At 35.6% G+C, this 24,626-nt stretch carries 26 protein-coding genes; 22 read left to right on the forward strand and 4 right to left on the reverse strand.

Annotation, left to right across the window (positions count from 1 at the left end; all coding sequences use genetic code 11):
- Positions 1-1,554: 1,554 nt before the first annotated feature.
- Entirely contained in the window at positions 1,555-1,956 is a 402-nt protein-coding gene (locus CD112_RS13935) for a DUF1828 domain-containing protein (protein WP_373364849.1), read from the reverse strand.
- Positions 1,957-2,208: 252 nt separating this feature from the next.
- Here CD112_RS13935 and CD112_RS02125 point away from each other — a divergent pair, with 252 nt between their 5' ends.
- The 7 genes from CD112_RS02125 to CD112_RS02155 all read left to right on the forward strand — a co-directional run bounded on the left by CD112_RS02125 (position 2,209) and on the right by CD112_RS02155 (position 9,048).
- Positions 2,209-3,249: a hemolysin family protein gene (locus tag CD112_RS02125; RefSeq protein WP_002481618.1), complete on the forward strand. Its 1,041-nt coding sequence runs from the start codon at positions 2,209-2,211 to the stop codon at positions 3,247-3,249.
- Positions 3,250-3,262: 13 nt separating this feature from the next.
- Positions 3,263-4,333, forward strand: a complete 1,071-nt coding sequence (locus CD112_RS02130) for an NAD(P)H-dependent flavin oxidoreductase (protein WP_103363766.1) — start codon at positions 3,263-3,265, stop codon at positions 4,331-4,333.
- Between the two features lie 120 nt (positions 4,334-4,453).
- Positions 4,454-5,302 (forward strand): DUF72 domain-containing protein, encoded by an 849-nt coding sequence (locus CD112_RS02135; protein WP_057510735.1) that lies wholly within the window; start codon positions 4,454-4,456, stop codon positions 5,300-5,302.
- Positions 5,303-5,313: 11 nt separating this feature from the next.
- Complete coding sequence (locus CD112_RS02140) at positions 5,314-6,138, forward strand: sulfite exporter TauE/SafE family protein (protein ID WP_002481621.1); 825 nt, start codon at positions 5,314-5,316, stop codon at positions 6,136-6,138.
- Positions 6,139-6,152: 14 nt separating this feature from the next.
- Entirely contained in the window at positions 6,153-7,472 is a 1,320-nt protein-coding gene (locus CD112_RS02145) for a bifunctional metallophosphatase/5'-nucleotidase (RefSeq protein ID WP_103363767.1), read from the forward strand.
- A gap of 82 nt (positions 7,473-7,554) precedes the next feature.
- Positions 7,555-8,484, forward strand: coding sequence for a lipoyl synthase (lipA, locus tag CD112_RS02150; protein ID WP_002481623.1), 930 nt, complete (start codon positions 7,555-7,557; stop codon positions 8,482-8,484).
- 174 nt (positions 8,485-8,658) lie between these two features.
- The gene (locus tag CD112_RS02155) at positions 8,659-9,048 is read left to right on the forward strand and encodes a YutD family protein (RefSeq protein ID WP_060804870.1); all 390 of its coding nucleotides are present in this window, start codon (positions 8,659-8,661) and stop codon (positions 9,046-9,048) included.
- 55 nt (positions 9,049-9,103) lie between these two features.
- Here CD112_RS02155 and CD112_RS02160 read toward each other — a convergent pair whose 3' ends face one another.
- A complete protein-coding gene (locus tag CD112_RS02160) occupies positions 9,104-9,397 on the reverse strand; it encodes a DUF3055 domain-containing protein (protein ID WP_002481625.1) in 294 nt (97 codons plus the stop codon).
- 103 nt (positions 9,398-9,500) lie between these two features.
- Between CD112_RS02160 and hepT the strand changes: the two genes are divergently transcribed.
- The 9 genes from hepT to CD112_RS02205 all read left to right on the forward strand — a co-directional run bounded on the left by hepT (position 9,501) and on the right by CD112_RS02205 (position 17,266).
- Positions 9,501-9,935, forward strand: coding sequence for a type VII toxin-antitoxin system HepT family RNase toxin (gene hepT / locus CD112_RS02165; RefSeq protein WP_023016020.1), 435 nt, complete (start codon positions 9,501-9,503; stop codon positions 9,933-9,935).
- Positions 9,936-10,715 (forward strand): 5' nucleotidase NucF, encoded by a 780-nt coding sequence (nucF, locus tag CD112_RS02170; protein ID WP_023016019.1) that lies wholly within the window; start codon positions 9,936-9,938, stop codon positions 10,713-10,715. It begins immediately after the preceding gene.
- 8 nt (positions 10,716-10,723) lie between these two features.
- A complete protein-coding gene (locus CD112_RS02175) occupies positions 10,724-11,689 on the forward strand; it encodes a 2-hydroxyacid dehydrogenase (protein ID WP_023016018.1) in 966 nt (321 codons plus the stop codon).
- Positions 11,690-12,114: 425 nt separating this feature from the next.
- On the forward strand, positions 12,115-12,267 hold the full coding sequence (locus tag CD112_RS02180; RefSeq protein ID WP_002481629.1) for a teichoic acid D-Ala incorporation-associated protein DltX: 153 nt from the start codon (positions 12,115-12,117) through the stop codon (positions 12,265-12,267).
- A gap of 16 nt (positions 12,268-12,283) precedes the next feature.
- Positions 12,284-13,738 (forward strand): D-alanine--poly(phosphoribitol) ligase subunit DltA, encoded by a 1,455-nt coding sequence (gene dltA / locus CD112_RS02185; RefSeq protein ID WP_103363768.1) that lies wholly within the window; start codon positions 12,284-12,286, stop codon positions 13,736-13,738.
- On the forward strand, positions 13,735-14,949 hold the full coding sequence (dltB, locus tag CD112_RS02190; RefSeq protein WP_023016016.1) for a D-alanyl-lipoteichoic acid biosynthesis protein DltB: 1,215 nt from the start codon (positions 13,735-13,737) through the stop codon (positions 14,947-14,949). Before dltA ends, dltB begins: the two co-directional genes overlap by 4 nt.
- Before the next feature lie 21 nt (positions 14,950-14,970).
- On the forward strand, positions 14,971-15,207 hold the full coding sequence (gene dltC / locus CD112_RS02195; protein ID WP_002481632.1) for a D-alanine--poly(phosphoribitol) ligase subunit 2: 237 nt from the start codon (positions 14,971-14,973) through the stop codon (positions 15,205-15,207).
- Positions 15,204-16,358 (forward strand): D-alanyl-lipoteichoic acid biosynthesis protein DltD, encoded by a 1,155-nt coding sequence (gene dltD, locus CD112_RS02200; RefSeq protein WP_023016015.1) that lies wholly within the window; start codon positions 15,204-15,206, stop codon positions 16,356-16,358. Before dltC ends, dltD begins: the two co-directional genes overlap by 4 nt.
- A gap of 152 nt (positions 16,359-16,510) precedes the next feature.
- Positions 16,511-17,266: a MerR family transcriptional regulator gene (locus CD112_RS02205; RefSeq protein WP_103363769.1), complete on the forward strand. Its 756-nt coding sequence runs from the start codon at positions 16,511-16,513 to the stop codon at positions 17,264-17,266.
- 62 nt (positions 17,267-17,328) lie between these two features.
- Here the strand turns inward: CD112_RS02205 and CD112_RS02210 are convergent, their stop codons facing one another.
- On the reverse strand, positions 17,329-17,571 hold the full coding sequence (locus CD112_RS02210; protein ID WP_002481635.1) for a NifU family protein: 243 nt from the start codon (positions 17,569-17,571) through the stop codon (positions 17,329-17,331).
- A 92-nt stretch (positions 17,572-17,663) separates the two neighbouring features.
- Between CD112_RS02210 and CD112_RS02215 the strand changes: the two genes are divergently transcribed.
- The gene (locus tag CD112_RS02215; RefSeq protein ID WP_002481636.1) at positions 17,664-17,987 is read left to right on the forward strand and encodes a YuzD family protein; all 324 of its coding nucleotides are present in this window, start codon (positions 17,664-17,666) and stop codon (positions 17,985-17,987) included.
- 98 nt (positions 17,988-18,085) lie between these two features.
- Here the strand turns inward: CD112_RS02215 and CD112_RS02220 are convergent, their stop codons facing one another.
- Positions 18,086-19,150 carry an NAD(P)/FAD-dependent oxidoreductase gene (locus CD112_RS02220; protein WP_002481842.1) on the reverse strand — a complete coding sequence of 355 codons (1,065 nt, stop codon included), beginning with the start codon at positions 19,148-19,150 and terminating at the stop codon, positions 18,086-18,088.
- Positions 19,151-19,394: 244 nt separating this feature from the next.
- Between CD112_RS02220 and CD112_RS02225 the strand changes: the two genes are divergently transcribed.
- The 5 genes from CD112_RS02225 (at position 19,395) to CD112_RS02245 (ending at position 24,616) form a co-directional block, all read left to right on the forward strand.
- On the forward strand, positions 19,395-19,631 hold the full coding sequence (locus tag CD112_RS02225; protein ID WP_103363770.1) for a YuzB family protein: 237 nt from the start codon (positions 19,395-19,397) through the stop codon (positions 19,629-19,631).
- A 42-nt stretch (positions 19,632-19,673) separates the two neighbouring features.
- Positions 19,674-20,033, forward strand: coding sequence for a HesB/IscA family protein (locus CD112_RS02230; RefSeq protein ID WP_002481844.1), 360 nt, complete (start codon positions 19,674-19,676; stop codon positions 20,031-20,033).
- A gap of 294 nt (positions 20,034-20,327) precedes the next feature.
- The gene (locus CD112_RS02235) at positions 20,328-21,533 is read left to right on the forward strand and encodes an NAD(P)/FAD-dependent oxidoreductase (RefSeq protein WP_002481845.1); all 1,206 of its coding nucleotides are present in this window, start codon (positions 20,328-20,330) and stop codon (positions 21,531-21,533) included.
- A 125-nt stretch (positions 21,534-21,658) separates the two neighbouring features.
- Positions 21,659-23,143 (forward strand): leucyl aminopeptidase family protein, encoded by a 1,485-nt coding sequence (locus tag CD112_RS02240; protein ID WP_103363771.1) that lies wholly within the window; start codon positions 21,659-21,661, stop codon positions 23,141-23,143.
- Positions 23,144-23,302: 159 nt separating this feature from the next.
- Complete coding sequence (locus CD112_RS02245; RefSeq protein ID WP_057510771.1) at positions 23,303-24,616, forward strand: Na+/H+ antiporter family protein; 1,314 nt, start codon at positions 23,303-23,305, stop codon at positions 24,614-24,616.
- Positions 24,617-24,626 lie beyond the last annotated feature (10 nt).

Below are 24,626 nucleotides of genomic sequence, written 5' to 3' on the forward strand. Positions count from 1 at the left end.
ATTTTTATACATATTTTCGAAAATTTCATAAAAAAATAAACTACCGTTACACTTTTTCAAGTTATAACGGTAGTTTGTCTACGGTCTGAGAGGTTGCTTAGGCAACCTCTTTTTTTAGTTGATAGTAAATATAAGCGTAAATGAATAGTACCATCAACATAGTGCTGTTTTATTTTTGCTGATCTAATAAATTTACTTTTTAATATTTACTTAACATTGGAAATATGTTAAAATGTTCTTTGTTCATCTTTAATTTGCTTAAGTGAACTTGAAGTTTGATTACTTCCATTTCTATTATTTTATATATGCTTTGTGTCACTTGTGTTCCCTTCCTAAAATGCACAAGTGACAATTTTTATTACATATCAATTAGATTAGTACATGACTTTTAATACATTATATTGACTGCATCAAAGTAATGTATTATTATTTGATATACAATACCTTTTTAGGTATTGCCTTACTTATTATTTTTTGCTTTATTTTCTCTTTAATAGAGTGATCCTTACTTTTATTGGTATGACCACTTTTTATGTTACGAATGTTGTTGAAAAAGTCTTGTGTGTAAAGCAATAATAATAAGGAGAGGTTGCTTCGGCAACCTCTTTTTTATTATTGCATGGTTAATACTATTGAAATTATATATTTTTTTGATGAAAAAAGAGAGAAATGTTATAGTAGTTATTGAGTGTTATTCACTCATATATTTTTTTGCGCCTTAAGCGTTATCTGATATAGCCCGCAAACCTACATCAGATGACGCTTTTTAATTTGTAAGATCCCACCATTAAATAGGCAGTTTTTTGATACCATTTTTGATACCATTTTGTTTAAAAACAGAAAAAGTTTAGAAAATTTAAGTGCTTGAAATCGCATGAAATCAACGTTTTAAATTTCAAGAAATCCTAAAAAACTTCATTTTCAATCGAAATGGAAGGTTCTATCGGTTAATCCAATAGTGTTCATTGAATATATGTATTAAAATACGCAGCACGCATACTTAATCGTATGTGTGCTGCTTTTTAATGTCTGAAGTTAAGTGAAAAGATAAGTGTAATGAAACAATAAAGAGATTTACCGAGATTTAAAGAGAGTTAAGTCAGGCATGTCAGACAAGTTCAGGGTTAATACGATTTTTGGTAATTTATTAAGCAAATTAGGACATGTTAGAGTCTACTAATACAATTTATATTGAAATTTAACGTGACGTAAAATTCTGAAATGTGGTATAAGTAAGTGATAAAATAAAGAAAATGTTTAGAGGGGAAACCTATGAAGAATAATCCAACTTTGTTAAAGATTCTAGCAGCAGTATTTATATTGTTAACAATTATCAGCCCGTTATTTGCGATTGGAAGTATAATTTGTAGTGTGAAAATCAAAAAATACAATGATGTCGTTGGAGATCGTTTTCTCACGATTTCTATAATTTGTGCAGTAATATTTATGGCGTTTCATTTTATCTACTATCTCACTTACTTATTTTAAAAGTATATTTTAAAAGCCAGAAAGTAAACAGTTACACTGTATCTTACTTTCTGGCTTTATTTTAGTTCATAAAAGTAAATGATTAAATGATAAAAAGTCGTTAGTTGTATCTTTTAGAGACAAATTCTGTATCGATGTCTTATTGTTGAATAAGTTATTTATACAAATGATTGACTGAGTAAAACTTTGAAGTGATTCATTTAAATTCTGTATAACACATTCAATATAGATTTCTTCAGTGCTTTCATCTATATTTACATTAAATGTTTGAATGTATTTGTATAGTAATTTAAGTGTTGGTTTCTGCTCAAACAACTCAGGTTTTTGAGGTTTTAAATTAAATAGTGTATAGCCATCGTCACAAAGTGTGATAGTCTGCTTATCATCGCTAAAGATAGCATAAAGAATGATGTTATCCATCGTGCAATCTTTAAAAGAAATTTCTACGCGTAGTGTATGTGAATTTATTTTCTTGAAATCTACTTAGTTAGATATCTAACGTTAAAGTGCAGTATTACTCCTAGAGGGATTGTTTTATTAAAAGTATTTTTTAAAGGTACTACAATTCATCTGAAAATTCGGTACAATGGTAATTAATCATTGTACTTCGTGAAAAGCGTGGAACTTGTTCGGTTTACATAAATAGAGAGATGGGAAATTAATAAGAAATATACGCTTTTTGACAGAGTCAATAAGAGTTTTAAGGGAGCGTCGGCCATCATGATTATAGCTATCATTATTTTAATTTTTGTTTCTTTCTTCTTTTCTGGCAGTGAAACGGCATTAACTGCTGCGAATAAAGTGAAATTACAGACTGAAAGCAGGAAAGGAGATCCAAAGGCAAAAAGGTTATTGGCACTTTTAAATAAACCTAGAGATTTTATCACAACGATTTTAATCGCAAATAACAGTGCGAATATCGTGTTGCCTACGCTAGTTACTATTCTTGCTGTACAACATGGTTGGAACGTGGGGATTGCATCTTTAGTGATTACAGTTGTGGTAATTATTGTTTCAGAAGTGATACCAAAATCTATTGCAGCAACTTATCCTGATGCGATTTCTAAATTAGTCTATCCGGTAATTCATTTATTTGTGGTAATCTTAACGCCGATTACTAAAATTTTAAATGGTTTAACTGGTTTGATTAACCGAATGCTTGCGAATGATAAATTCCAAAGCCAAACCATGTCTAAAGAAGAAGTGCGTACAATGGTAACCATTGCAGGGGCACAAGGGGCATTTAATGAGAATGAACGAGATCGTCTTCAAAGTGTTTTAACTTTCCAACAATTGCGTGTTAAAGATGTAGATACAACACCACGTGTCAATGTGACTGCATTCTCAAAAGATACACCATATGACGAAGTGTATGAAATTATTATGTCACACCCATATACACGTTATCCGGTCTATGATGAAGACATTGATAATATTGTGGGAGTCTTTCATTCAAAATACTTATTAATATGGAGTCGTCACTATGATAAAACATTAGAAGATTATATTTCTAAACCACTTTTTGTGAATGAGCACAATAAAGCTGAGTGGGTCATGCGTAAAATGATTGCGACACGTAAACACATCGCCATTGTATTAGATGAATATGGCGGTACGGATGCGATTATTACGATGGAAGACTTAATTGAGCAATTGCTTGGTTTAGATATTGAAGATGAAATGGATCAACATGAACAAAATAAAGTCGATGAACGTTTGAAAAATAGACAAAAGCCAAAAGCGAATCAATCATCTTTATAGGGAGTGTTCACATATGTGGTCAGATACAAAAATCACTGCACAACTTGGAATCAAGTATCCAATTATTCAAGCCGGAATGGCAGGCAATACAACGCCTGAATTAGTCGCTAGTGTGAGTAATAGCGGAGGCTTAGGAACGATAGGCGCAGGGTATTTCAGTTCAGAAAAACTTGCGGAGGAAATAGATAAAGTTAAATTATTAACCACTCAACCTTTTGCGGTTAATTTATTTGTGCCGAGTAAAAAACATATCAAGCGTGCGCAAGTTGATTTAATGAATGCATGGTTAAATCCTTATCGTCGTGCATTGGATTTAGAACAACCCGTAGTGAATTTATCTGAAACACAACAACTTGAACAACAAATTGATATCTTGATTGAAAAACGTGTACCCATTGTTAGTTTTACATTCGGTATTCCAGATGTCCATTTAATTCGTAAAATGCACGAACATCATATGATAGTGATGGGTACCGCGACTTCTGTTGAAGAAGCAATTGTGAATGAAGAAGCGGGTATTGATATTATTGTGACACAAGGTAGTGAGGCAGGCGGACATCGCGGATCATTTTTAAAACAAGAAGACGGAGAATATCCAATGATTGGCAGTATTTCACTTGTACCGCAAGTAGCTGATGCAGTGTCTCTACCTGTAGTCGCAGCAGGTGGTATTATGGACGGCAGGGGTGTACTTGCTAGTCTGATTTTAGGTGCGTCAGGTGTACAGATGGGAACAGCCTTCTTAACATCACAAGAAAGCGGTGCAGATATTGCGTATAAGCAAGCAATTTTAAATAGCACAGAAACATCAACCGTGTTAACAAATGCTTTCAGTGGCAAAATGGCACGAGGTATCCGTAATGATTTTGTAGATTACCTGTCTACATTTCGTGGAGAAGTGCCAGAATACCCAATTCAAAACCAATTGACTTCAGCAATCCGTAAAGCATCGACTGCCAATCATGATCACTCATTAATGTCATTATGGAGTGGTCAGACACCAAGACTTGCGACAAGTCGTAAAGCGAATGAAGTCGTTGAATCTATAGTGCAGCAAATTGAAGATATGCGTTTTCAATCATAGAGATGAAGAGTAATAAGTACTGCGTTGGTCATTGCGCAGTACTTATTTTTACTTCAATTCTAAGATGAAGTGAACAGGTTCTAGACATAAAATATGATAGAATGAGATTGGTGATTATGTATGATAGATATTGGACTGACAGGGTGGGGAGATCACGATTCTCTTTATACTGATCTAAGTCGTAAAACAGACAAATTAAAGACTTATGCGAGTCATTTTCCAGTGGTAGAATTAGATGCGTCGTATTATGCGATTCAACCCGAACGCAACATTAGAAAGTGGATAAAAGAAACACCCGATCGTTTTAAGTTTGTGGTGAAAATTCATCAAGCATTGACTTTGCATGCGGATTTTAAAGACTTTGCTGAGACACGAAATGAACTCTTTGAAGAGTTCAAGTTAATGATTCAACCATTAATTGAAGCGGATAAACTTGCGATGGTACTTGTTCAGTTTCCGCCATGGTTTGACTGCAAGACTCAAAATATTAATTACATACGTTATGTACGTGAACATTTAAAACATGTGCCGGTTTGTATAGAATTCAGAAATCAAACTTGGTTTGAAGGGGAGATGAAAGAACATACTTTAACCTTTTTAACAGAACAAGGCTTGATTCATGCGATTGTCGATGAACCGCAAGTCGGGGAAGGTTCAGCACCTTTCGTCAACCGCATTACAACGGATACAGCCTTTGTACGTTATCATGGACGTAACCGTCATGGTTGGACTAAGCAAGATATGACAGACGAAGCGTGGCGAGATGTCCGCTATTTATATGACTATACAACAGAAGAGTTAGAAGAACTTGCACAACATGTGCGTATTATTCAACAAAAAGCTAAAAAGATTTATGTAGTTTTCAATAACAACTCAGGCGGTCACGCAGCAAATAATGCGAAAGAACTTCAACGAATTCTTGGTATTGACTACGAAGGCTTAGCACCGCAGCAGCTTAAATTATTTTAGGAAGTGATGATATGGTGAGTATTCTCTTACTCATTTTAATAGGAGCCTTATCAGCAATTTTAGGCTCGCTTGTCGGAATTGGAGGCGGATTAATTATAGTTCCGACATTAGTCTATTTAGGTGTGGAACATGATTTACTCCATGGGATTACGCCTCAAATAGCGATTGGAACTTCCTCAATTATTTTAATTGTGACAGGTTTAGTGTCTACATTAGGGTATTTAAAATCTAAGCAAGTAGATACAAAAAATGGTTATATATTCTTATTCGGATTATTACCAGGCTCCTTATTCGGTTCATTTATCAGTCGTTATTTAACGTTAGATTCATTTAATTTGTACTTCGGTATGTTTTTGATTCTGGTTTCGATTTTATTATTAGTACGTAATTCAATTAAGCCGATCAAACTCTTTGAAAAGAAAAAGTATGAAAAAACATATGTAGATAAAGATGGGACGATTTATCATTATCACGTGCCGCCTGTATTTGCGTTCGTGGTAACATTTTTCATTGGAATTACAACAGGACTCTTCGGTATCGGTGGGGGCGCTTTGATGACACCGTTAATGTTGATTGTGTTCAGATTCCCGCCGCACGTTGCGGTAGGTACAAGTATGATGATGATTTTCTTCTCTAGTGTGATGAGTTCTATCGGACATACTTTCCAAGGTCACGTTGCTTGGCATTATGCGCTTGTTTTAGTTATTTCAAGTTATGTCGGAGCTAAAATCGGTGTTAGAATCAACCAATCTATCAAATCTAATACAGTGGTTGCTTTACTGAGAACGGTGATGCTGTTATTAGGGGTTTATCTTATTATTAAATCATTGCTTTAAAGGAGGCGTCGAGTTTGAAATTAACGATTTATCATACGAATGATATTCACAGCCATCTGCATGCTTACGAGCGTATTGCTGCGTATATGGCAGAGCATAGACCATTACTAGACCATCCTTCACTTTATATAGATATCGGCGACCATGTTGATTTATCAGCACCTGTAACAGAAGCAACACATGGCCTTAAAAATATAGAATTATTAAATGACGCACATTGTGATATTGCGACAATCGGTAATAATGAAGGGATGACCATTTCACATGAAGATTTAAATGCATTATATGAAGATGCTGATTTTGCGGTTACTTGCAGTAATGTGTTTGATGAAGATGGCCATTTGCCACACCATATTACATCGAGTTATATTAAAGAAATTGAAGGTGTACGTATCTTATTTGTTGCCGCAACTGCACCTTTCACACCGTTCTATCGTGCTTTAGATTGGGTTGTTACTGATCCGATGGCTGCGATAAAAGATGAAGTAGAGAAACAAGCAGGTAATTATGATGTATTGATGATCATGAGTCATTGCGGTATCTTCTTCGACCGTAAATTATGTGAAGAGATTCCTGAAATTGATGTTATTTTTGGTAGTCACACCCATCATTATTTTGAAGAAGGCGAAATGAAAAATGGTGTTTTAATGGCAGCAGCAGGAAAATACGGTCATTTCTTAGGTGAAGTCAATTTAACGATTGAAAATAAGAAAGTCGTACATAAAACAGCAATCCTGCATCCTGAAGACACCTTGCCAGAAGTTGAAACGAACTTTAAAGAAGAAGGTAAAGCATTGATGAGCACGCCTTTAGTTGATCATCCTGTAAACTTAAAAAGAAAGACAGATATGATTACCAAAACAGCGTATTTACTTGCGGAAAGTGTATGTGAGTTCACACATGCAGATTGTGCAATTATTAACGCTGGGTTAGTAGTCAAAGGCATCGAAGGGCCGAACGTCACTGAATATGATGTGCATCAAATGTTGCCGCATCCGATTAATTTAGTACGTATCAAAATTACAGGCCGTGATTTAAAACAAGTTATCTTAACAGCTGAAGAACAAGCGTATATGCACGAACATGCGCAAGGTTTAGGATTTAGAGGCGATATTTTCGGCGGTTATATTTTATATCAAATGGGTTATATTGAATCAGAATCTCGTTTCTTTGTTCAAGGGAAAGAGATTGTTGATGATCACATCTATACATTAGGAACTGTTGATATGTATACGTTTGGACGTTATTTCCCTCTATTTAAAAACTTGCCGACAGAATATTTGATGCCAGAATTTTTAAGAGATATTTTCAAACAGAAATTATTAGAATTATGAATTATGACTTATAGCGTTTTCATTTTGTTATAAATTCGTTATAATAAGATGAAGATGAGTACACAGGAGGGTATGTGTTGTAATGGCTACAAAAAACAATGAGATTTTACGTAAACCGGACTGGTTGAAGATAAAGCTGAACACGAACGAGAACTATACTGGTCTTAAGAAGATGATGCGTGAGAAGAATTTAAACACTGTTTGCGAAGAAGCAAAGTGTCCGAATATACATGAGTGTTGGGGTGAGCGCCGAACAGCTACATTTATGATTTTAGGTGCAGTATGTACACGTGCTTGCCGCTTCTGTGCAGTTAAAACTGGCTTACCTAACGAATTAGACTTAGACGAGCCGGAACGTGTAGCAGAGTCAGTAGAAATTATGAACTTAAAACACGTGGTAATCACAGCAGTTGCCCGTGATGATTTACGTGATGCAGGTTCAAACGTTTATGCTGAAACAGTAAGAAAAGTAAGAGAACGTAATCCATATACGACAATTGAAATTTTACCATCAGATATGGGTGGCGACTATGATGCGCTTGAAACATTAATGGCATCTAAACCAGATATTTTAAACCACAATATCGAAACAGTACGTCGTTTAACTCCGAGAGTTCGTGCGCGTGCAACATATGACCGTACTTTAGAATTCTTAAGACGTTCTAAAGAATTACAACCAGATATTCCAACGAAATCAAGTATCATGGTTGGATTAGGCGAAACAATTGAAGAACTTCATGAAACAATGGATGATTTACGTGCAGCAGATGTAGATATTTTAACAATTGGACAATACTTACAACCTTCACGTAAACACTTGAAAGTTGAAAAATACTATTCACCATTAGAATTCGGTAAATTACGAAAAGTAGCAATGGAAAAAGGATTCAAACATTGCCAAGCTGGACCATTAGTACGTAGTTCTTACCACGCAGATGAGCAAGTTAACGAAGCTGCGAAAGAAAAACAACGTATTGGTGAAGAAAAATTAAACGAATCAACTGAAGCATAATTGATAAGTATAGATTTGAATGGGGAAGAAGCGGGCTGAATCAGTCCGCTTCTTTCGTCATTCAACTACTGTTATAATGTATAATATAAGTAAATCTTCAAGATTGAAGTCAATAATACACGAGACATTGAAACAAGCAAAAATGCTCAAGAATAGAATTGATAGGTGACATACATGATAAAAGTAGGAGATAAATACTTCGAAATGATCGAACAATATCGTGATTGTTTCGATGAAGAACAATTTGCGAACCGTTATTCAGAAATACTAGATAAATATGATTTTGTAGTCGGTGACTTCGGCTATGAACAATTAAGACTCAAAGGTTTTTACAAAGACTCTAATAAAAAAGTAGAAATCAGTAAACGCTTTGCGACGATTCAAGATTACTTACTAGAATACTGCAACTTCGGTTGTGCTTATTTTATTTTACGTCGCATTCCTGAACGTGAACTGAAAAAACTGCGTGCACAAGAAGAAATAGAAGCCGATGCATCAGATAAATTACATGATGTTAAAATTGCGCCAAGTTTACCTTCTGACCAAAAACAAAAGGACAGCTGATCGATAGCTGTCCTTTTTGTTATATCAATTTTAAAGTTGTTATTAGTGTTTAATATTAGTACTCTCCACTATCAAATGTGCCACTAGGGATAACATCTTTTAAATATGCTGTCAGTTCTTCTCCCTCTGCTTCACTGACACCTAATGTATAAGCAATATAACCATCTTCTGCTAAGTCGTCTGGTCCAATAATTCCAAATTTGTTTGTCTGCATGTTAAGTACAAGTACTTTTCCGTAATGACGATTGGTTTGGAACATCATTAAATCATAACGACTTTCTTCTCCGACCATTCCAACATATTGTACATCAGCTTCTTCGTTATCATCGTATAAAAACATCTCTATCATGATTTCATTGACTCCTTTGTACATTCTCTTTTCTCAAGTATAAACAGAAATGATTTGTACTGCAAAGATGTGATATGATTGAGGGGATGAGGAGTTGAATAACATGTATTTTGTTGATAAAGATAAATTGACGTATAAGCTGAATTACTTACAAAAGTTAACAGAAGATTATTCAGAAAATAAAGAGAACCATTATGCATTTGAAAGAATTGCACAAATGTTGATTGAGTCTTCCGTAGATATTGGAAATATGGTCATTGATGGTTTTGTTTTAAGAGATCCAGGTAATTATAAAGATGTCATTGATATTTTAGAATTAGAAGGTGTGATTTCTAAAGAAACACAACAAGGTATCAATCAAACCGTAGATGTACGTAAACGATTTGTACATCAATATGATCAATTAGATACAAAAGATTTAATCCCTTTATTTGATGCTTCACTTAAAGACTATGAACGTTTTATTGATGAAGTCATCAATTTCTTAAACAATGAAAATGTACCCGTTACAGCATTTGGAAAAGGAGACCAGAAATAAATGAAACAATACAAAGGTTATCTGATTGACTTAGATGGCACAATGTATAAAGGCGCTGATGAAATTGACGGCGCTAAGCAATTCATTGATTATTTAAACCAACACGACATTCCACATTTGTATGTGACAAACAATTCTACTAAAGTGCCAGAAGATGTTGTGAAGAAATTAGCTGGATTCGGCATTGAAGCGAAACCAGAAGAAGTAGTTACATCTGCTTTAGCAACAGCACATTATATTAAACAAGAAAATGCGCAAGCTTCCATTTATGTCATCGGTGAAGGCGGACTTCGTCAAGCATTATTAAATCAAGGTTTAACATTGATTGATGACACACATGTGGATTATGTCGTAGTCGGTTTAGATACTAAAGTCGATTATGATAAATTCTCACAAGGTACACTCGGTGTGCGTAATGGTGCGAAGTTTATTTCGACAAACCAAGATATATCTATTCCGAATGAACGTGGTTTCTTACCAGGTAATGGCGCAATCACAAGTGTGATTACAACATCTACTAAAGTACAACCGACGTTTATCGGTAAACCCCAGCCGATTATTATGGATATGGCAATGGATGTTATTAATTTGCCGAAAGAAGAAGTCGCAATGGTCGGCGATTTATATGAAACTGACATTATGTCAGGTATCAACGCAGGCATTGATACGATTCATGTACAAACAGGTGTAACAAGTAAGGAAGAATTAGCAGAAAAAGATCAACAACCAACTTACACATTCAAAGATTTGAATGAGGTAATCAAAGACTTAGAAGGGTAGGTGTTACGATGACCAAAGTGTTAGTGACACGTAAAGTACCAGATAAATTTATTCAACAATTAGAAGAATTTGCGGATGTGAAAATGTGGGATGAAGAATTCGTTCCGATGCCGCGCGAAAAATTCTTAGAAGAAATCAAAGATGCAGAAGCAGCATTTATCACGCTAAGTGAAAGAATTGATGAAGAAACATTAGAAGCGGCACCTAATTTAAAAATCGTTGCGAACATGGCTGTTGGCTATGACAACATCAATATTGCTTTAGCAGAAGAACATGGTGTAACCGTAACGAACACACCAGGTGTCTTAACTGAAACAACAGCAGAGCTTGGCTTCACATTAATGCTTGCGACAGCACGCAGAATCGTAGAAGCAGCAAAGTATATTAAAGATGATGAATGGAAAAGCTGGGGACCTTACTTGCTTGCAGGTAAAGATGTCCATGGTTCCAATGTAGGTATCTTCGGTATGGGTGATATCGGTAAAGCCTTTGCACGTCGCTTAAAAGGTTTTGAAGCGAACGTCATGTATCATAACCGCAGTCGTCACCGTAGAGCTGAAAAAGAATTGGGTGTACTCTATGTCTCATTTGATGAACTGTTAGAAAACAGTGATTTTGTCGTATGTACAGCACCTTTAACAGAGGAAACAAAAGATAAATTTAATGCGGCAGCCTTTAAGAAAATGCGTAATGATGCAATATTTATCAATATCGGCCGTGGTGCAACGGTTGTTGAAGATGACTTGCTGCAAGCATTAAAAGAGGGTGAAATCGGCGGTGCAGGTTTAGATGTATTCAGAGAAGAACCAATCCGTGCAGATCATCCGTTATTACAATTACCAAACGTTACTGCTTTACCGCACATTGGTAGTGCGTCAGTTGTAACGCGTGATAGAATGATTCAACTTTCTATTAATAATGTGAAATCAGTACTGCAAGGCCAACCGGCTATTACACCAGTTACTGATAAATAATAAACAGAAAAAGAATGCAGTGTACATACGAACAGTGTGTATCACTGCATTTTTCTTATTTTACATTTTAATTTTGTGATAGGGCTGAGGGCGGATGTGACAAGCAAATAAAAAGCATTACAATTCTGTTAGGGTGGAAAGGATTGTATTTCCAACTGAAGAGAAGTAAACTGTAAATGCTAAAATATTAGTGCATTTAATAGATATAAAACCGGCTGATAGCGCATTGGTACAGAACACCAAACTTGGTCTGTATTAATTATGAACAAATGAAAAAGATTGTATGGTTTTTCCAATATACAATTGAAAATACATGAGAAAAAGATTATAATGAATTATAATTTTGTTGAATTGGAGAAGACATTCAGCAGGAAGCATTGAGTCGCAAAAAAGAGAAAAAGATGACCGAGATAGAGGGGTGTAAGATGAAATCCAAAGAACAAAATACTACTTCAGAAACATTTAACAAATTAAAACCATATTTATTGACTGCTCTTTATTTAGCGATATTTATTACATTGTATTTGATATATGGCTCAGGAGACACACACAATAACTTTATATACAATGAATTCTAATTAAAGGAGTATAGTTATGACAGATATTATTAGTGTATTACGACATTTCGCAGATAAACAACCGGATACAGTGGCGGTAAGACACATCGATGATACTTTAACGTATCAACAATTAGATGAGAAATCTGACCAATTGGCTTCTCTTATCGAAGAGAGTCAAAAACCAGTTGTGTTATATGGCCATATGTCACCTTATATGATCGTAGGGATGATGGCTGGTATTAAAGCAGGATGCGGTTATGTACCGATTGATACTTCAGTACCTGAAGATCGTACGGCAATGATTATTGAAAAAACACAACCTGAATTTATTTTTGATGTATCAGAACAAGTATTAACTTTTGAACATGGCAAAGTCTTAACTGTCGAAGCTTTAGAAACAGCTTCAAATGCTTCATTTGAACCACGTATGCAAGCTGAAGATGTGGTTTATACAATCTTCACTTCAGGTTCAACAGGCGAACCTAAAGGTGTTCAAATTGAATATGCAAGCTTAACTGAATTTGCGACATGGATGAAAGATTTGAATCAATTCGGTGAAAATCTTGAGTGGTTGAACCAAGCACCATTTTCATTCGACTTATCAGTGATGGCAATTTATCCATGTTTAGTTACTGGTGGTACATTGAATTTAGTAGATAAAGACATGATTAAAAAGCCTAAATTGCTGAATGATATGTTACAAGCGACTCCAATCAATGTTTGGGTTTCAACACCTTCATTTATTGAAATGTGCTTATTATTGCCAACATTAGATGAAAAACAATATCCAAGCTTGAAAGAGTTCTTCTTCTGTGGAGAAATTCTGCCGCATCGTACTGCACAAGCGTTGCTTACACGCTTCCCATCTGCAGTAGTCTATAATACGTATGGTCCGACAGAAGCTACTGTAGCGGTTACTAGTGTACAGATTACACAAGAAATTTTGGAACGTTTCAATCCGCTTCCAGTCGGCCAAGCACGCCCTGGCACAACACTTTCTACAACAGAGGAAGGTGAATTGCTGATTGCAGGCAACAGTGTCAGCGCAGGTTATTTAAAAAATGAAGAAAAATCTAAAGAAGTCTTCAGTAACGTCGATGGCGTACGTGTCTATCGTTCAGGAGACAAAGCAAAATTTGAAGATGATCAATGGTTCATCCAAGGACGTATCGATTTCCAAATCAAAATGAATGGTTATCGTATGGAACTTGAAGAAATCGAAGCATTGTTGAGACAGTCAGATTTAGTGAGAGAAGCGGTAGTCGTACCGATTTATAAAAACGGCAAAGTCGTTCAATTAATCGGCGCAGTCGTACCGACACAAACAGTGGAAGACAATGCGCAGTATTCGCATGATCTTAAACAACAATTGAAATCCAGCTTACCCGAATACATGATTCCAAGAAAATTTGTATGGATGGATCAATTACCATTAACAAACAACGGTAAATTAGACCGTAAACAAATCGCTGAGGAATTGAATTCATGATTCCTTATGGTACGTTTAGTTTCTTCCTGATTGCATTTATTATTCTTATACCTGTTATTATCTTAGGTTTCTTAGGTAAGCGAAGCTATATTTATAATGGTATCAGTACAGCAATCATGGTTGTGATTATCTTTTCTTCCGATAAGTTGAACTTGTTCGGGCAGAAATATTTAAGTATCCAACTGATTAGCTTTATAATATATGTGGTTTGGCAAGCACTTTTAATTATGTGGTATTACCATTCGCGACCTAAGAAGAATACTTTCTTAAAATTCTTTATCGTGATGGCATTATCAATTTTGCCGTTAGCCATTGTTAAAGTATTGACAAGTACATGGCTCGGTGGTCAGCAAATTCAATTCCACGAACACAAATTAATCCAATTTGTCGGCTTTTTAGGTATTTCTTATGTTACCTTTAAAAGTGTACAGTTGATTATGGAAATTCGTGACGGTTCTATTAAAGAAATTAAGTGGGGGAAAGTTTTCCAATTCATTTCATTCTTCCCGACGATTTCATCTGGACCGATTGACCGCTATAAACGATTTGTAAAAGATGATAAAAAAGTACCGACTAAAGATGAATACCGTGGTTTAATCTTAAAAGCAGTGCATATGATTATGCTAGGGTTCTTATATAAATATATTATCGCGTATTTTGTGAATCAATACGGTGTGATGCCGTTGCAATTGCACTTACATGGTTTCACAAACTATTGGTTATATATGTATGCTTACAGCATGTATTTATTCTTTGATTTCGCAGGTTACAGTTTGTTCGCAATTGCGTTTAGTTACATTTACGGTATCAAAACACCTCCAAACTTTAACCAGCCGTTTAAAGCGAAGAATATTAAAGACTTCTGGAACAGATGGCATATGACGTTATCATTCTGGTTCCGTGATTGTATTTATATGAGATCGCTCTTCTACATGTCTAAAAAGAAATTATTAAAGAGTCAATTCGCAATGTCGAATGTCGCGTTCTTTATCAACTTCTTTATCATGGGTATCTGGCATGGCATCGAAATTTATTACATTGTTTATGGTTTATACCATGCGGCAGGCTTTATTGGTTATGGTTATTATGAACGTTGGCGTAAGACACATCCGCCTCGCTTTAATAACAAGTTCACAACAGCACTCAGTGTTATTATCACATTCCACTTTGTCACTTTCGGATTCTTAATCTTTTCAGGTAAATTGATTTAATAAAGGAGATTTAATAATATTATGGAATTTAGAGAACAAGTTTTAGACTTATTAGCAGAAGTAGCAGAGAACGATATCGTTAAAGAAAATCCAGATGTTGAAATTTTTGAAGAAGGTATTATCGATTCATTCCAAACAGTAGGATTACTATTAGAAATTCAAAATAAATTAGGTATCGAAGTTTCAATTATGGACTTTGATCGTGATGAGTGGGCGACTCCTAATAAAATTGTTGAAGCTTTAGAAGAACTTAAATGAGTTCAAAAATAAAGCCATTTTTGCCGATATTAATCAGCGGTGCCATTTTTATTATCTTTGTATTGCTGCCAGCGAGCTGGTTTACTGGACTCGTTAATCAAAAAACACTTGCTGAAAATCGTGTGTCATTGACTGACCAAGTATTAAAAGGAACTTTAATACAGCAGCGTTTATTTAAACACAACGATGAATTTTACCCGATTTATGGTTCAAGTGAATTAGAGAAAGATGATCCATTCAACCCGGCGATTGCATTAAATTCGCATAATGCATCACGTAAACCTTTCTTAATCGGTACCGGTGGGAATACAGATTTAGTCAATGGTATTGAACTTGCATCAAATTATGATGAATTAAAAGGAAAGAAAATTGCTTTCATTATTTCACCGCAATGGTTCACAAATCATGGTTTGACGAATCAAAACTTTGATGCACGTGTTTCCCAAAACCAAATCAATCAATTGTTCCACCAAAAAAATATGAGTGATGAACTGAAACAACGCTATGCGAAACGATTGCTGCAATTCAAACACGTCCACAATAAAGACTTTTTAAAAGCAACAGTAAAGCATAATGGCAAAACGGATGGCAATTATATTTCTAATTTTAAAGAGAATCAATTAGTTAAAATTGAAGCAATCAAAAGTTTAGCTAATTTTAAAGACGTTCCTTTAGAACATGTAAAACCTGTAACAAGTGAAAAAGCATCATGGTCAGAAATGAGAGATGTTGCGACACAATATGGCGAAGCGCATTCGAAATCGAATGAATACCATATCCGAGATAAGTATTGGAAATTAATTCAAGCGAATAAACGTCGTGTTAAACGTGACTATGAATTTAATATCAACTCACCAGAGTTTAATGACTTGAAATTACTTGTAGATACAATGAGAGAAGCAGGGGCAGATGTTGAATATATCAGTATTCCCGCAAATGGAAAATGGTATGATCACATCGGTGTTGATTTAGAGAAACGTAAACCTGTTTATGAAAAAATCAACCGTGTCGTTACTGAAAACGGTGGCCAAATTTATGACCTGACAGATAAGGACTATGAACCTTATGTCATCACAGATGCAGTCCACATCGGCTGGAAAGGCTGGGTCTACATCGACGAGCGTATCGCACAACACATGAAGGAAAAATAATGAATCAAAACGCAAATGGTATGTGAATATCATTTGCGTTTTTTAGTTTGTTAAAAATGTTGAAATTGATTGTTAAATGTGAAAAATATTGGAAAATGAGTTGACCTTCACGTTACGTCAACCCTTAATGTAAGTATCAGGAGGTGAAAAACATGCAGTATACAGTAAGTGAGCTGTCTGAATTAACAGGACTAAGCAAACGGACGTTACGGTATTATGACGATATTGGTTTGTTTAAAGCACGTAGAATAAAAGAGAATGACTACCGTGTGTATCAATCAGAGGATTTAGATACATTGTCTATAATCATGTTGCTACGTCGACTAGACTTTCCGTTATCGAAGATTCAACAAGTATTAGCACAAAATACAAATACACAACAGCTTTTAGCAGAACAAAAGAGACAGTTATTGGAGAAACAACAGAAAATTCAATCTTTAATTCAGTGGACTAATAAAATAGAACAGGAGGAAGTTATGATGCCAGATAAAGAAAAGTTTGAAGTGTTTAAACAAAAGAAAATAACCGAAAATCGTGAACAATACGGTGAAGAAGTGATCGAACGTTATGGTGAGGAAGCGTTAGGTAAGGCAGAGCATCACTTGAGTCATCTTTCAGAATTAGAATATGAACAAGCACAACAGCAAGAACAAATTATCAAAGAAAAACTAAATCAATTATTAGAACATAATCAAATTGATGTACAAGGTTCAGATGCTGAAGCGGTATTTAACGCACATCGTCAATGGTTGAAATTGATGAGTGGCCAATATAGTGAAGGTTATCATCAAGCTATGGCTGAGCTTTATATAACAGATGATAGATTCAAAAAATATTATGATGATTTAGTAGGTAAACAAGACGCAGCAGAATGCCTAAGTCAGATTATTAAAGCTTATACAAAATAAAAAAGAAGCACAGCTGTTAAAACAGACTGTGCCTATCTCGTCATGCGATTTATTTAAGTTGATTAGAAGACTTGTTCTACTTCAACTACACCAGGTACTTCTTCAAGCAATGCGCGCTCGATACCTGCTTTTAATGTGATTGTAGAACTTGGGCATGTGTTGCATGCACCGTGTAATTGTAATTTAACAATACCGTCTTCCACATCGATTAATGTACAATCTCCGCCATCTCTTAATAAGAATGGACGTAAACGCTCGATTACTACTGCGACTTGATCAAACATTGTTGTATTTTCAGTTGGCATGGATATATCTCCTTCCAAGTATATAATTTCATATTTTGCTTGTTTATTTATTATAATAGACTTAGAGAAAAAAATCTATGGAGGGGAACCAAATGACTAAAGTTAGCGTAGTAGTTTATGGGGCAGATGTAGTATGCGCAAGTTGTGTGAATGCGCCGACATCTCAAGACACGTATGATTGGCTGAAAGCCTTGTTAGAACGTAAATATCCTGATATCAACTTTGAATACACATATATTGATTTTGAAAAAGATACTGAAAATTTAACAGATCACGATCAACAATTTATCGAACAAATTGAAAATGATGAATTATTTTATCCATTAGTTACAATGAACGATATGTATGTGGCAGACGGCTATGTACAACTTAAACCAATTACAAGATTCATTGATGAACATTTTGTAGCACAATAAAATCAACAGCTAAAACAAAAGAGGGCTTGTTTTTAGTTTGAAAACGCTCAAGTACATGTATTTCAGTACTTGAGCGTTTGTGTATAATCATCTTTTTATTAACCGTTATGATATTTATACAACCATAAGACACCTGATTTCAAAATAGAGGCGATGCGTCCTGTGAGTGGACGGTCCATCACATAAGCGAAACCTTGTTTGTCTCCAAGTGACCCTAGGAAGCCTTGTACTTTAAGTTCAGGCATTTTATCAGGTAATGCTTCACCTTGCCATTGTTTCTTCAACACATCAGCAATTTGGTCTCCTTGAACCTCAGCAAGTTGTGCACTTGGTGCATGCGGTAAGTTTGCGCAATCACCAACGACATAGACATTGCGATAAGTCGGTACTTGGTGATATTGGTTAATAATCACTGCACCGTTTTTATTAACATCTACAGGTAAATTTCGCACCACTGAAACAGGTTGAATCCCTGCAGTCCATACGACTAAATCTACTTCTTCAGGTTCATCATGATTATAAATCAGACCTGGTTCTACTTTATTGATATTTGAATTTGGTACGACTGTCACGTTATGCTTACGGAACCACTTTTCAATAAAGCGACTTAATTTTTCTGGGAAACGTGCTAAAATACGTTCTCCGCGATCGTAAAGTTTGATGTCTAAATCTGAACGACTTTCACGCAACTCACTTGCAAGCTCAATACCGCTAAGTCCAGCACCCACAATTGCGACTTTTGCCCCCGCTTGCAATTCGTTAATCGTATGGTAAGTTTTACGAGATTTAGATAGTGTTTGAATACTGTAAGTGAATTCATCAGCACCTGGTACATTATGATACTTATCCTCGCACCCAAGTCCGATAATAAGTTCATCATAATCTACTTTGGTATCACCGACAGAAACAATTTGGTCATCTAAATCAATAGCTGAGATTTCCCCGTAAACAACATTAAGTTTCTCAGATTCCGGAAACTGTAATCGTACATCTTTATCTGATTTGGTCCCCGCTGCCAGAGCATAATATTCTGGTTTCAAACCGTGATAAGGCATACGATCAATCAAAGTGATAGTGTAGTCCTTTGGTAATGCATCTGGTAAAATATGCGATAAAACACGCATGTTACCATAACCGCCACCTAACATTACTAAATTCTTCATTCCGATAACCCCTCTTATCAAGATTTATATAACGCTGCATCACTGCTTGATGACTGAAAGCTATGTTGAATTGTAACCAACGTCATTTTAGAAGCTTTCTCTAAAAATACGCTTTCATTTATTATAATCTTTTTTCACATTTCAGACAAACAATGTTCTAAAAGGAAAAATTCTGTTCAAACCCAAGAGAAAGTCAGTGAAATATGTTATAATTGTATGACTCAAAAATATGAAGAGGTGCATTATGAATCCAATTGTAGAATTTTGCATTTCAAACATGGCAAAAGGCGGAGACTATGTATACAATCAGTTGGACCAAGACCCAGGTATAGATGTCTTAGAATATGGTTGTCTGCAAAACTGTGGTGTATGTTCGAGTGGCTTGTATGCATTAGTGAATGGTGATATTGTTGAAGGAGATTCACCAGACGATTTATTGCAAAATATTTATAAGCATATAGAGGAAACTTGGATTTTCTAAGTTTTATTCAATAGAAAGACGTGTTACAAGGAGGAATATAATATGTCTACAGTGATTTTGACAGAAGCTGCAGCTTATGAAGTCAAAAGTATGTTAGAAAGCAACGATATGCCAGACGGATACTTGAAAATTAAAGTGAACGGCGGCGGTTGCACAGGTTTAACTTACGGCATGTCAGCAGAACAAGAACCAGGGGAGAACGATGAAGTTATCGAATTCTACGGTCTTAAAGTATTAGTCGACAAATATGATAAACCAGTACTTGAAGGTACAACAATTGATTTTAAACAATCATTAATGGGCGGCGGATTCCAAATTGATAATCCAAATGCGATTGCATCATGCGGTTGCGGCAGCTCATTTAGAACAGCGAAAGTAGCTGGACAACCTGAAGATTGTTAATCAATTTTCATTTATACAATTCAGAGTTGGGGATATTCCTCAACTCTTTTTTAGTTGGAAAATGTTTTTACTTTAAAATTCCAACTAACTATGACCATAATAAAGGTACTTGAGAATCAGTAAATTCTGAAATTATCAGTTGTTTTCTTAGTATTACCTTGAAAAAGTGTTTGGTTAATTATAGAATTAAGAGGAATGGCATTTGTCTTTATTTTGACATTTTTTCAATCAAATGGGGTATATATTAAGATAGCGTATACTAACAAAAATTTTAAGAAAGCATAGGTGAATAAAATGGCTGAAACAAAAAAAGTTATTGTTTTAGGGGCAGGTTATGCAGGTTTGCAAACTGTAACAAAATTACAAAAGATTTTACCAGCTGGCGAAGCTGACATCACTTTAATCAATAGAGATGATTATCACTATGAATCAGTACTTTTACATGAAGCATCAGCAGGTACTGTAAACTATGAAGATATTATCTTCCCAATCGAAAGTGTAATCAAGCAAGATAAAGTGAAATTCCTTAAAGCAGAAGTAACAAAAATCGATCCACAAGCTAAAGTAGTAGAAACAAACAATGGTCGTTTCAACTATGACATCTTAGTGGTTGGTTTAGGATTCATCAGTGAAACATTCGGTATCAAAGGTATGTTAGAACATGCTTACCAAATCGAAAACATCCACACTGCACGTGAATTATCTCGTCACATCGAAGATAAATTTGCGAACTATGCATCTTCAAAAGAAAAAGATCCTAAAGATCTTGCATTCTTAGTAGGTGGTGCAGGCTTCACTGGTATCGAATTCTTAGGTGAATTAACTGAACGCGTTGATGAATTATCAAACAAATACGGTGTAGACCGTGACAAAGTTAAAATCACTTGTGTTGAAGCAGCACCTAAAATGCTTCCAATGTTCGACGACGAATTAGTTAACCACGCTGTTAACTACTTAGAAGAACGCGGCGTTGAATTCAAAATCGGTACACCGATTGTTGGCGCAAACGAAAAAGGTTTCGTAGTTAAAGTCGGCGACAAAGAAGAACAATTAGAAGCGAACACTTCAGTATGGGCTGCTGGTGTACGCGGAAGCAAATTAATGGAAGAATCATTCGATGGCGTTAAACGTGGTCGTTTAGTTGTAAACCAAGACTTAACTGCACCAGGTTATAGCGAAACATTCGTAATCGGTGACGTATCAGCTTACATTCCTGAAGGTGAAGAACGTCCATTACCAACAACTGCACAAATCGCAATGCAACAAGGTGAAAACGTTGCTCAAAACATCAAAAATATCTTACATGGTCAACCTAAAGAGCCATTCAACTACGTAAACCGTGGTACAGTATGCTCATTAGGCGCTAATGACGGTATTGGTGTTGTTTACGGTAAAAATATCGTAGGTAAAAAAGCAGCATTCATGAAAAAAGTTATCGATACTCGTTCAATCTTCAAACTTGGCGGTATCGGCTTAGCATTCAAAAAAGGTAAATTCTAATATTAACCTAATATGATAATACGGCTATATGCATAAAAGCCGGCTAATATAGACTTTAAGAGGTTGGCAAAACTGTTGATAAACAGCTTTTACCAACCTCTTTTGTATCTTATGGAGGAGACATTATGCCAATACAAATAACATTTGACGAACAAAATGAATTAATCAGCAACACGTTAGTACTCGGCTTGCCAGATCACTTGAATCAATTAGGAACAGTCACACTTCAAGGTCATGATTTATCGGATGCTTTAGATACATATAAGCACCACCATATGATTCATAGTGAAGTGGGTAAAGTCAGTTCGACGTTCTTTGAAACAGGAGACATTAAAGTTCGTTTGATTACGGTAGGACTTGGCAATTTGAAGCAGTTAGATCGTATTCAAACAATGAAAGTATACGGAAACTTACTGCAGTATTTAAAAGCAGAACATGTAACAGAAGCGGATGTATTATTCTCAACATTCGCATCAAAAGCGATTTCTAAAAATGAAATGGCTGAATTATTCGGCCTACAAGGTAAAAAAGCATTATATGTTTTTGATAATTATAAATCAGATAAGAAAGTACCGTATCACTTAAATCTAAAATTACATCAAGCAGAACCAGACGAAATTACTGCCATTAAAGATGGTGAAGTAGTTGGAGAAGGCATTAAAATTGCGAGAGATTTAAGTAATATTCCGCCTAACATTTTAACTCCTGCTTATTTTGCAGAACTTATTTCAGGTCATTTCGCAGAAACGGCAGTAGAAGTTGATGTGAAAGACGCAGAAACGTTACAAGCGGAAGGGTTCGGTTTAATCCATGCGGTCGGTAAAGGTTCCGCAAATGGTCCTAGATTAATCACAATGACTTATCAAGGTGTAGATGACCCTGACGCGGCACCAATCGCGTTAGTCGGTAAAGGTATCACTTATGATTCAGGCGGTTACTCTATTAAATCTAAACCTGGTATGCAAGAGATGAAATTTGATATGTGTGGCGCGGCAAATGTAGTAGGGATGATTGAAGCGGCACATCGATTAGCTTTACCTGTGAATATCGTAGGTATTATTGCATCTGCTGAAAATATGATTAATGAAGCGGCTATGAAACCAGATGATGTCTTTACAGCTATGAGCGGAGAAACTGTAGAGGTATTAAATACTGATGCTGAAGGGCGTCTCGTATTAGGCGATGCTGTTTTCCAAGCAGTACAACATGAACCTAAAGTCATATTAGACTTTGCGACACTTACTGGAGCTGCTATTGCGGCACTCGGCTTTGATAAAGCAGCTGTCTTTAAAAATAATAACAACGCACCGTTAGATGCTATTACAGCACTGACACAACGTAATGGGGAATGGACTTATGAATTGCCTGTTACGGCTACTGAGCGCAGTTTAATCAAACACAGTGAAGTCGCTGACTTAGTCAATCATACAAATGGCATGGGCAAAGCGCTCTTTGCGGCAGCCTTTATTATGCACTTCAGTGCTGGTACACCGCACTTGCATTTTGACATTGCAGGTCCAGCAACGACATCTAAATCAGACTACAATGGTCCTAAAGGGCCAACGGGTTATTTAATCCATAGTATAGTAGATTGGTTAAGACAATCTTAAAATTTAAATTACCATAAAATGCCTGTCTCAATTTTGATTGAGATGGGTATTTTATATTGTGTTAGAAATACATAATGTTGTATTGACATCTCTAAAGTGGACTGTTATTATACTAACATAACACTTTAGTTCGATAATGTAGTAAAGGGGTAACGCAAAATGGTTAACGCAGTAGTAGTCGCAGTTTTATTAATGATTGTTTTATGTTTATTCAGACTGAACGTTGTTTTAAGTCTGTTCGTCAGCGGATTAGTTGGCGGTCTAGTCGCAGGGATGTCAGTAGAAAAAGTCATCCATGTCTTTACGGATAACATCGTAGATGGGGCAGAAGTAGCCTTAAGCTATGCTTTATTAGGAGGCTTCGCGGCATTAATTTCTTATAGTGGCATTACAGATTACTTAGTAGGTAAAATCATCAACTTAATCAAAGCAGAGAATACGAAAGTTTCTCGCTCTACGATTAAAGTTATTTTAATTGTTGCTTTATTATTATTAAGTATGAGTAGTCAGAACTTGATTCCTGTACATATTGCGTTCATCCCAATTGTAATTCCACCGTTATTAAGTTTATTTAATGAATTAAATATTGATAGACGTCAAATTGCCTTAGTTATCAGTTTCGGTTTGTGTTTTCCATATTTATTACTTCCTTATGGATTTGGTCAAATCTATCACCAAATTATTCAAACTGGATTTACCAAAGCACACCACCAAATTGAATTTGACATGATTTGGAAATCATTATTGATTCCATCATTAGGTTATATCGTCGGTTTAGCTTTAGGTATGTTCTATTACAGAAAACCACGTGAATATAAAAAAGATAAAGCAATTGAAAATGCGCCTAAGGAATTAAAACCATATGTTTTAGGTGTAACAATTGTAGCGATTTTAGCAACATTCTTAGTTCAAACATTCACTGAGTCAATGATTTTCGGTGCGTTAGCCGGTGTGATGGTCTTCTTTCTTTCTCGTTCATTCAAATGGTTTGAATTGGACAAACAATTTACAGAAGGTATTAAAATCATGGCTTACATTGGTGTCGTTATTTTAACTGCGAATGGTTTCGCAGGGATTATGAATGCGACAGGTGATGTTAAAGGTTTAGTAGAAAGTATCGCCAACATGACTGGAGATAATAAATTAATCGCGATTATTTTAATGTATGTAATTGGTTTAATCGTCACATTAGGTATCGGTTCATCATTCGCGACGATTCCAATTATCGCAGCACTGTTTATTCCACTAGGTGAACAACTTGGTATGAGCACAATGGCATTAATCGCACTCATCGGTACAGCAGGTGCCTTAGGTGACTCAGGTTCACCAGCCAGTGATTCAACTTTAGGACCGACTGCAGGACTTGATGTAGATAACCAACACGATCACATTAGAGATACATGTATTCCGACTTTCGTATTCTATAACATACCGTTAATGGTCTTCGGTACGATTGCGGCTATGATATTATAGAAGTAATCTA

Origin of the sequence: Staphylococcus simulans (assembly GCF_002902285.1) — a bacterium.
GTDB classification, from domain to species: domain Bacteria; phylum Bacillota; class Bacilli; order Staphylococcales; family Staphylococcaceae; genus Staphylococcus; species Staphylococcus simulans.